The organism is Bacteroidales bacterium (assembly GCA_014860585.1).
Lineage (GTDB): Bacteria > Bacteroidota > Bacteroidia > Bacteroidales > 4484-276 > RZYY01.
On sequence record JACZJL010000158.1, the window covers coordinates 1 to 10,413 of the forward strand.

At 45.1% G+C, this 10,413-nt stretch carries 5 protein-coding genes and 1 riboswitch; of the genes, 1 reads left to right on the plus strand and 4 read right to left on the minus strand.

The genetic code is table 11. The features are described from left to right. Positions 1–57: 57 nt before the first annotated feature. From IH598_15710 to IH598_15720, 3 genes are all read right to left on the minus strand, one after another. Positions 58–1,275 (minus strand): alkaline phosphatase family protein, encoded by a 1,218-nt coding sequence (locus IH598_15710; GenBank protein ID MBE0639964.1) that lies wholly within the window; start codon positions 1,273–1,275, stop codon positions 58–60. A 76-nt stretch (positions 1,276–1,351) separates the two neighbouring features. After that, positions 1,352–4,510 (minus strand): TonB-dependent receptor, encoded by a 3,159-nt coding sequence (locus tag IH598_15715; GenBank protein MBE0639965.1) that lies wholly within the window; start codon positions 4,508–4,510, stop codon positions 1,352–1,354. Positions 4,511–5,685: 1,175 nt separating this feature from the next. Beyond that, the gene (locus IH598_15720; protein ID MBE0639966.1) at positions 5,686–8,271 is read right to left on the minus strand and encodes a TonB-dependent receptor plug domain-containing protein; all 2,586 of its coding nucleotides are present in this window, start codon (positions 8,269–8,271) and stop codon (positions 5,686–5,688) included. Positions 8,272–8,538: 267 nt separating this feature from the next. Then, positions 8,539–8,676: riboswitch (FMN riboswitch) on the minus strand. 111 nt (positions 8,677–8,787) lie between these two features. Between IH598_15720 and IH598_15725 the strand changes: the two genes are divergently transcribed. After that, positions 8,788–10,050: a T9SS type A sorting domain-containing protein gene (locus IH598_15725; protein ID MBE0639967.1), complete on the plus strand. Its 1,263-nt coding sequence runs from the start codon at positions 8,788–8,790 to the stop codon at positions 10,048–10,050. 65 nt (positions 10,051–10,115) lie between these two features. On the opposite strand, the gene IH598_15730 is transcribed toward IH598_15725, so the two are convergent. Beyond that, a partial coding sequence (locus IH598_15730) for a nucleotidyltransferase domain-containing protein (protein ID MBE0639968.1) occupies positions 10,116–10,413 on the minus strand: 298 nt, incomplete at its 5' end.

Consider the following 10,413-nt stretch of genomic DNA (forward strand, 5'->3'; position numbering starts at 1 on the left):
ATTGCATTATTTATCCATAAAGACCTGTCAGGTTTTTGAAACCTGACAGGTCTGTTTTTAATTCAACATTTCTTTAATGTTTTCCATTTTCCCGTCATTTGCTGCCGGCTGCAGTCCAAGAAGTTCTGCCATCAGCACATATAGGTTAACATTCTCAAACCGTGGGTGTGTCCAGCTTTTTTTGAATGCCGGTCCGGAAGCATAAAAAATGGCGTGCATATCAGGATGAGCTGGATCAAACCCATGAGTGCCGCCACTGTTGCTGTAATTGGGGTTTCTGCGCCAATGGATGCTCCAGCCGATATCAGCAACTACCGTAATATCCAAAGTTCTTGGATTCGTGCCATAATGCAGCGATGCAGGAACATCTGGATTTTTCCACGCTTTTATGTTTTCAACTGATTGAAGCAGGTTATAAACCGAGTCTGCATAACCTACTTTTGCCAGGATATTGTAATTCGGATTTCCGCCAACCACCTCTTCTAACCAATCAGCCGGAATGATTTCCTTCAGATCGATAACTTTATCCTCCGAAATCGCTGCCATTCCGTGATCGGAGGTGAAGATCAAATTCATTCGGTCAGCATGTGGCAGCGTATTTATTTTTCCGCAAAATACACCAACCAGGCTGTCGAGATAGGTCACCATATCGTAGGTTTCCAGGCAGTCAGGCCCATATTTGTGACCAATGGCATCTGGTTCATGCATGTACCACATGATTAATCGCGGACGTTTTTCAACGGGCAGATTCAACCAGTAAATTATCGTATCTATCCGCTGTTCAAAAGGGAAACGGGTTTCGTATTGTTTCCAGTAATCCGGCTGGACACCCCCGATTGGCAACTCGCTTCCCACCCAGAAGAAAGAGGCAGTTTTCATTCCTGCTTTTGCTGCAGTCACCCAAATGGGTTCTCCTCCATAGTAATAAGGATTGTTTCTTGTAGCGCTGTCACCAATCCTGTAAATGGTTTTTGTTTCCGGATCGAAAAAAGTGTTGTTCACCAGTCCGTGATGATCGGGATAAAGCCCTGTTGCCATTGTGTAGTGATTAGGGAAGGTCTTGGAAGGAAAAGCCGGGATCAGACCCTCTGCTCTAACACCAACACTGGCAATGGAGTCCAATGTTGGGGTAGATGCATGGTTGGGATAATCCCACCTGAAACCATCCATCGAAAGAACCACGAGGTAAGTATCCTCAGTGTTATCATAGTTGTTTTTACAGGAAAACAACAGGGTTAGAAAAACGATGGAAACCAGCAGGAATAATTTATTCATTGTGAACCACTTTTTTGTTGAAAAATAAAAAAGGAGGCTCACCTTAATGAGCCCCCTGATTAAAGTTTAGCATATTTTAATTAAAGATGTAACGGAGGGTGATTTGTCCCTGCCATCTTGAGCTGAAAATACCGCTGTCATCAATAGCCCAAACTTCACCTTTGGGTTTTGTGAATGAGTATTTTGGTGTAGTGTTATCAGCCTCGAAACCTTCCATTTTAATCAACGGGTAGTTGTTATAATAGGCGCCTGAAGCGTAATAAATTCTGCCCCAATCTTTATTCAGCATATTACCAAGGTTGAAGATATCCAGCGCCACCTGCAGGGTGTTACGCTTGCCACCGGCCATAACAAAGAAATCCTGTGCAATGCGAAGATCGAAAATGTTCATAAACGGCACCCTGGAGCTGTTTCTTTCGGCATATTGGCCACGACGACCACTCAGGTAATCATCACCCTCGATGAAAGCGTTAAGGTCTGTCCATTGCTGATCGGCAGAAAGCACAACATTTCCGTCCGCATCAAGCTTATCAATAAGATTGATGTCATTCCGGTCTTTAGGAACATAAATCAATTCAAGACTTTGGTTGTCTTCACCAAGGAACTTGCTTGATCCGTCAGCATAACCGTAGGAGTAAAGGTCGCCGGATTGTCCGGTATAGAAAAGAGAAATGCTTGTGGCAAAGTGATTGGCGTATTCTCTTTTATAGGTGGTATAACCCACGATTCTGTGACCAGGGCTGAAATCGGAAGTAGCAAGGTCAATGTCGTTTTTACCTCTAACGTTGGGTACCCTCCATTGAGAAGAGTTTTGGCTTGACACACCATCGTTCATCGATTTGGTCTGGCCATAGGTATAAGCGATGCTACCTACAAAACCGTTGTCAAAAGTTTTCTGCAACTGGGCAGTCAGGTTATAGGAGTATCCTTCGCTGGTGTTGGTTCCGAGGATGATATCGGTATAAGCGCGGTTTTTATCTGTATTCGGGTCTTTGCCAAGGTCAATACGCGACCAGATCGGGCGGTCATCGCCGGTTCCGGTCAAGTTGCCGGTTTTTTCATACCTGAGGTTGTAATAGAGTACGTTGTTGAGTGTTTTGGTATAGATAGCCTCAACAGTTCCAACAAGGCCCCATGGAAGTTTTTTATCGGCAGCTACACTGGCACGGAACACTTTGGGGAATTTGAATTCTTTAGCAAAGATATCCACCTGGCCTGAAGGCTGGGTTGGTGGTACGCTGGGCTGATTATTCCAATCGGGGTTAAAGATTAACTCCGGTGAACCGGCTGCTGTAACACGCATACCGCCGGTCATCACAGCATTGTTCTGGAATGAAGCACCCGGCCATACGTATGGGATACGGCTGGTAAACAGTCCGGCGCCTCCTCTGATCTGAAGGGTTTTGTCACCTTTAACGTCATAGTTAAAGCCAACGCGTGGATTAAACATGATCGCCACATCAGGCATTTGTCCGGTTTTGGCGCCTTCGGTATCCCATCCATGTTCTTCTAAAATTGGAATTACGTTGTCGTTGAAGTCTTTGTTTTCTTTTGGATCGTCCAGAAACATTGGAATATCAACACGCAAACCTGCAGTAACTTTCAGCTGATCATTCACCTGGATTTCGTCCTGGGCATAGAATCCAAGCTGTAAAGCGGAAAATACGGCAGCAGCCTGGGAACCATCACCGGTCACATTGTCCACAGCTGAGAAAGTACGATCGAACTGATAACCAGGAGCGTCATTCAAAAAGTCGCTGATGCTGTTGAACTGATAAGAACCAAAGTTCTGGCGGATAAAGAGGTTGTACATGTCGTAGTACTCATTGTGTGTGCCAATAGTAATGGTGTGTTTACCTCTGTAAAGTTCGAAGTTGTCAGTCAGGGTGATGATATCCTGGTTCAACTCATTACCGGTTGAAAACTCTTCAGAACCGAAATAGATGTTTGAGTTTCCGTCCTTAATCCTGACATAGGGAAAGTTTCCACCCATAGGATCGCGGTCGTCACGCACTGAGGTGATACCGATGATCAGGCTGTTGCTCATGTCGCTGCTGATGTTACTTTTCAGTTCAATGGCAGTTGTATTTGTCTTTGATGGGAAATAGATACCACTATTGGCAAATCTCAGGTTCGTTGTGGAAGAGTTTGCCGGGCTTGTTGAAATCCCTTCGGTATATTGATGGCGGAACATCAGTTTGTGAACTTTATTGATGTTATAGTCGATACGGCCAAAAATTTTGGTCCCTTCCAACGATCTGATCACGTCAGTGTAAGCACCCGGATCATATCCGTAACCTTTTAGTTTGGTGGTCAGCTGGTTGAGTTCATCTTGTGTAACATCACCGTTAAAGGTTGCAAAATCAAAAGGTTGCGGCGTTTCATCTTTTTGAATTTCTGCATTAAAAAAGAAGAACAGTTTGTTCTTGATGATTGGGCCACCAAGTCTGAAACCATAGGTATTAGAGGTAAATTCACTCAGTTTCTTTCTTTCCACTTCCTCATTGTCAGTTGGTGTTTTTCCGGCTAATCCTTCATTACGCATCACAAAATAAGCTGAACCGGAAAATTCGTTCGTGCCTTTACGGGTGACTGCGTTGATCCCAGCACCGGCAAAACCTCCGAGTTTAATGTCGTAGGGAGCGATCTGGATCGAAATCTGGTCGATGATATCTACAGAAAATGGTGAAATTCCTGTTTGGCCTCCATTGGTTCCCTGGTTGGTAAGACCAAAAACATCGTTATTTACAGCACCATCAATATAAATGGAGTTGTAACGGTTGTTCATCCCCGCAATCTCAACACCGCCCAGCTGGGTAACCCTGGCCTGGGGCGTCAGACGGGTGTAATCAGAAAGGTTTCTGCCAACAGAAGGCAGTGATTCAATGGTTTGCATGCTGATGGCTGTTTCAGCACCGGTGCGGTTACCATCGAAGAGGTCTTGCTGCTGAGCAACAATTTCAACCCCTTCAATAGCTGTGGCCTGCTCGCTGAGGTTAGCATCCAGCTTGAGCGTTTGCCCCAACTGAAGATAAATCCCTTCCTTAACGAAAGGCTCAAAACCTACGTAGGATATTGTTACCTTGTAAGGCCCGCCGACATTAAGGTTGGGTAACCTGTAATACCCGTCGAGGTCGGTAACTGTTCCATACTGCGAACCACTTGGGACATCCAGCGCTAAAACAGTTGCTCCCGGTAATGTTTCGCCGCCTGTGCCAAAAACACGGCCGTTAATGGCTGATGTGGTGGTTCCTTGTCCGAAAACTGTTTGCATGGCAAACACCAAAACCATGGCAAACATCATGTTAAGTAATGATCTTTTCATACTTCATTTATTAATGTTAGTGAATAAAAATGTAATTCATTTAAAATGGTAAAAGTAGAATTTCGTCCTGCAATGTATCGAGATTCCCTCGAAATGTTATTCAGCTTTATCTTCTTGATATCGAAATTGTTAAATCGGATTGTTAATAAAATATGAACCTTGTTAACCTGCATTTTTGAAACGCAAAAATCAACGGCAAAAATAGTTTTCTTACCCGCGCTGCAAGATCGTGGTTCATTAATTTTTTGTTAAATCGATGGAAACTGTGAGGGAAAGTGAGCTATCTGGTTTAAAAAAGCGATCATCCTAAAAATGCCCTCATCCGGTTCTGTTTATTTATCACCACATTAGGCAAAGTAGGAAATATTAGCCGCAGGAAGTAGAAGCGAGAAGCAGGCTTTAGCAAAAACGCAGTTAAAGCTGTGGGATTAAAAGTGAACTACCTCGTTTGAACGGGAGTTGGTTTGTTCCTGTAAGCGCCTAATGTGGCCTACTTTGCCTGGTGTGGTTATGTTTTATGCTATCATTTTCAGGTACCCATTGTCATAATAAACTGAAGTTTCGCAGGTTTTCATATTGACGATAACGTGTTGAATTATTATGTTTTAGCTTTGATCCTTTATGATCCTTAGTGTCTTAGTGCCTTAGTGGCAAAACTAATAAGCGCCACTAAGTCACAAAGTCACAAAGTTTTTACTAAGATTGTTTTCATAAAATGAAAAGGTTAACATGTTGTAAATCAATTTAAAATTAAATATAATTTTTTCACTACTATCCGGCTAAAAATTAAAAAGATCATGGGATGCCTTTATTTGCTGAACCTCTACGAGGTATTTTTAGAATCGGGCTAACCTTTTCCTACAATACTTTATCGCCTACGGCGAATTCCTCTTAGTGCCTGCCTGAATGCTCAAGTAGGCAGGGATAAAGTATTGTAGCAGAGATTTTTACAATTTACAAAATTTCCACCAAGTGGATTAACAAATTTCAGTCTGTCAGTAGTGAAATTTTATATTCCTATTGATAAACAGAACATTATAGGATATGCGAAACTTCAGAAGTGAACCTTAAAAAGAAAGTTGAGCTTACCGGAAATTGATCCTTAACGAAAAACTGAACGTCCGGCCAAATCCCCAGAAGCCGCTGAATGTTTCCAAAGAATGGTCGGTACCGTCTTCACCACGGATAATGTGATTGCTGCCGAACGCATTAAAACAGCTGACGCCAAAACGGGCGGGTTGATCCATTAGGTTGAAGGGGTAGCTGAAATGCACATCAAGGATGGAGTATGCCGGGATGCTGAATGCCTGGTTGCGGTCGTCGGGATTGGTTCGCAGTGCAGGATCGAAGGAGGAATAATGCCGGTCGTAATAGACCCAATTAGCTGTCAGGGAAAATTTTCTCAAAATGGTGAGATTTCCATACAATCCGGCCTGAAACTGGGGAGCACCCCCAACATACAGTCCGTCTGCATAAACCTGCACGGTGTCAACAGCCACATTGTTATCATTAAAAAGCACACCCGTTACATCGTTTTTCCATTGCCAATCGCCCACCGAAAGCATCCCCCCAAGCTTCAGAAAATCTGTCAGTTGATGCTCCAGCTCAGCCTCTAAACCGGTGTGTAATGCATTCAGACCGGTAACCAGGGCGCGGGTTTGCGTATTGTTTTCGAGCTGGATGTATTCGTTCGAAAGAAAACTTTTATCCTCCCACACTGTGTAATAAAAATTAATCCTGGCGCGTGTGCCATTGGCCGAATATCCATAGCCGGCTTCGGCTGCTTTGATTTTTTCGTTCGATATGTCTTTTGAGGGAACATTGGTAAAATTGCCGAAAACGTATTTGTAATAAGGGGCACGGGAGAAATACCCGGCATTGGCATAAAGATGATGCGCGTCGCTGAGATGGTAATTTACTCCGGTTTTCAGGTCAAATCCCACCTTGCCGATCACGTCGCTGTAAATATCGTCAATGTAATTGTATTTGTCCCACCGCTGATACCATGTACCTGTAAATGACCCGCTCAAAAATGCATTGAGTTTTTCACGTTCATAATCCACCTGTCCGAACAATGTGCCTGAGGGATTGATGGCGCCATTATGAACCTTGATGATGTCGCCAACGGTCTTGATTTCATCTCTTCCTGCCGGACCGGCCAATGACCAGGAATAGTCATCAATGTAGAAGTCCCCACCCAGAAGGTCAATAACTTTCTGCTGCAATGTTGACCGGAACTGCCGCAGGTGAATTCCGGCGGTGTATTTCAAATGATCGTTTGCCTTGTACTCCAACCTTGAAAGCAGCCCGTTCCAGGTGTGACTGGCCAGAAAGTGGGTCTGGACGTTTTTTGAAAAACCGGTTACCGATTCCCCGTTTGCAAGGAATGCTGTATCCTGATGTGTTGCGTTGTTTTCATAAATCGCATCCCAGTCAATCTGGCCGGAAGGGTTGCGGTATTGAAAAATAGATGGCGTTCCCCAGCCGTATGCATCGGACCATTTACCGCCGCCTGATCCCGGTGAAATGTAGAGTGATGTGGCCAGAAATAATTTCGGACTGATATCCCAGTAGTGGTTCAGCGTGATCCATGGTTTGTGGTAAAAGTTCTCCGAAGCATTGTTGATCTGCCCGTTGTAGCTTCCCCAATCTTTGTTGAATTTCAGGCCGTATTGGTCGATTTCATCCTGCGAGAGTTTTAAGTTTCGCTGGCCGTGGCGCTCGGGTGCTCCCAACGCGGTAAGCACCAGTTTATGACGTGAGTTGATACTTTTACTCACCGAAAGGAAATAGGCCCAGGCATCCACGTAAGTGGCATCCACATAACCGTCGCCCTGCGTGCGCGATCCAAGAAAGTTGACGGCATAACCGTTTTCAAGCAGCCCGGTTGAAAGGCCGAGTGAAAATTTGGAATTTCCATAACTTGATGTTGAAAAATCAACGAAGCCGCCCTTTTCCGCTTCGGTGGTTTTGGTGATGATGTTAATGGTACCTCCAACCGAATTCAGCGCCACATTTGAAGCGCCCAGCCCCCGCTGCACCTGCACCGAACGCGCTACATCCGCCAGTCCGGTCCAGTTGTTCCAGTAAATCAGACCGTTCTCCACACTCGAAATCGGTACCCCGTTGAGCAGCAATCCGATATTTTCCTGCTGAAACCCGCGGATGTTCACCTCGGCGTCGCCGCTGCCTCCTCCCGTGCGGGTTGAATAAACGCCCGGAACCAACTTGATGATGTCGGGGAATGGCTGGTCTCCCAATTGCTCCTCAATCCGGCGCTGAGGGATGGTGGAGATCGAAACCGGCGTGATGCGGTCGTTGGCGTAAGACGAAATGATGTTGACCTCCTCAAGTGCAATGAACTGATTCCGCAGAAAAATATCCCCGAGATCAAGCAATTGCCCATTGCTCCTGATACCAATGACCTCTGGATAATAACCAATAGCAGTCAGTTTGAGGGAATCATCTGAAAAAGTGGATTTCAGGCTGAATTTGCCATTGACCCCGGTGGTGCTTCCCGATGCCGAATGTGTCAGCATTACATTTACATTGCCGACAGGTTGTTTGGTTTCGGCATCAAGCACGCGCCCCTCAATCATGGTCTGACCATTAGCGACTCTTGTGCTGAAAACCAGCGCTACCAAGCTGATGAGAAAGAAAAATCTGATCATTTCTTTGAACTTTTTAGTTAGTGCTTGCAAGAAAACTCCCTAAATTGATTTTCAACGATTTAATTACCCCTACCCTAAAGGGAGTAAATCGTTGAAAATCATTGCTCCCTTAAGGGTTGGGGTAATCAATGATTTTCAACATCAAGAGTTTTCTTGCAAGCAATAGTTAAACACAGGCATAAAAAAAGCCCTGAAGGTAAATTCAACGGGGCAAGGACGCAGCGATAGCCTGCAAAAAGCACAAAGCCTGAAACGATCAGACCTGCGTGGTTTCTTCTATCATCCAGACTGTACTGTCGGCGCCGGAATTTCACTGGCTCAGTCCCGTGTTAGCGGGAGTCGCGGGCTTTAACCGCCGGTCGGGAATTTTGGCTTCTGGCCAATCACCCTGCCCCGAAGAAACTTGATTTATGCAATAAAATTTTCACCGGCAAAATTAGTGTTTTCCAATTCACAGAAAACAAAAAAACCTACCTTTGTCATTATTAATAATTGTTCAAATTAAAACAATTAGCCATGAAACCTATGAAAATCAAACTGCTTTTGCTCATTTTTACTCTTTCATTTGGCAAATTTGGGCACACCCAAATCTGGTTTGCCGTCGAATCAGGAACTTCTGCCAATTTGTATTCGGTTGATTTTATTGATGGAGGAATCGGAATTGCTGTCGGAGCCTCCGGCACTGTGCTGAAAATGGCTGAAGGCGTTAGCAGTTGGGATTTAATCAATACCGGTTATTCCAATGATTTCAATGCTGTCAGAGTGATTGACAACGACCGGATCATCATTGGCGGTGATGGTGGACTCATCCTGCACTCAGCCGATAGCGGGACAACCTGGGAGGTGGTTCAGCAAAGCGGGCAAGACTATGACATTTATGGTCTCGACATTGACCGGATGAGCGGGCACGGCATTGCAGGTGGTTCCGGCAATACCCTGATTTGGACCAATAATTTCGGGTTGAACTGGACTTACATCGAAGGCGGGTACATGAGTAGTTACTATTGCGCCTGCATGGCCAATGCCGATTTTGGCGCTGTGGCAGGCAGCAATTCCATTTTCCAGCCCTTGATCGGTTATACGATGGATGGCGGACAATCGTTTACCGGGCAATCGTTTTACCCCACTTTTGGCGGTACCGGCAACGAAGGAAATGCAAGAGACTGCTACTTTTTCGATAGCGATAATGGCTTTTTTGTTGGCGCCTTGTGGGATGGTCAGGGTTTTATAACCAAAGAAATCAATTGGGGTACACAATTCTGGGATGCCATCGCATTTGACCAGCCCATCTACGCGGTTTCATTCCTCAACCAGGACAAAGGGGTGGTGGCCGGCGGCAACAATAACATTCCGCTGATTGCCGAAACCAACGATGGGGGCTATTCATGGGAATATGCTGAGGTAACGGGCGCCAACGGTAAGATGAACGACGTGGTTATGGTGGGAAGCACCGGATATGCCGTAGGGCAGAGCGGCGAAATACTGAAAAGAGACTACATGCCGGGCATAACTGAAGAAAATTTAGCGGGTAAGATTACCATCCGGCCAAATCCAGCGCCCGACTTTGCAACAATCCACATCAGCTTGCAATCATCACAGCCGGTTGAAATCGTTCTATACGATCTGGCAGGAAGAGTTTTGCAAAACGTATTTTCAGGAACGCTTCCGGCAGGATCAACTTCAATTGAAATGAATATTGATAACCTTCCCGCCGGATTGTATTACCTCAAATTGCAAGGCCGGGAGTTTTCAGCGAACGAGAAGGTGGTGGTGAGGTGATCGTGTAGCGGACTTTGTTCAGCGATTTAGTGGTTTCTGGATTTGGATTCCATGGATTGGCTGTTTCAATTGTTTTGCCGTTCATCGGCTGTCTTTCCTGAGTTTAGAACTTCATAAACAAAACTGTATTTCTCATCCTTCTCATTCTCCACTTCGTTGGTTGTGTAACCGATTAAGTCCATAGGAATTTGGGCGCCGGGAATCATTCTCCTCAATTGTATTGTCCTCCGGGGGCGAGGTAATTCGGTGTCCTTCACAACAAAAATGTCAATATCGCTATCATCCGAAGCTGTTCCGCTGGCATACGAGCCAAACAAAATGATTTTTTCAGGATCGTATCCGGAAGCAATCTTCCTAACTTTT

Bases quoted from the DNA above. Each gene is read 5' to 3' on its own strand.
- IH598_15720 (MBE0639966.1), bottom strand. From the start codon at position 8,271: ATGATCAGATTTTTCTTTCTCATCAGCTTGGTAGCGCTGGTTTTCAGC.
- IH598_15725 (MBE0639967.1), top strand. From the start codon at position 8,788: ATGAAACCTATGAAAATCAAACTGCTTTTGCTCATTTTTACTCTTTCA.
- IH598_15710 (MBE0639964.1), bottom strand. From the start codon at position 1,275: ATGAATAAATTATTCCTGCTGGTTTCCATCGTTTTTCTAACCCTGTTG.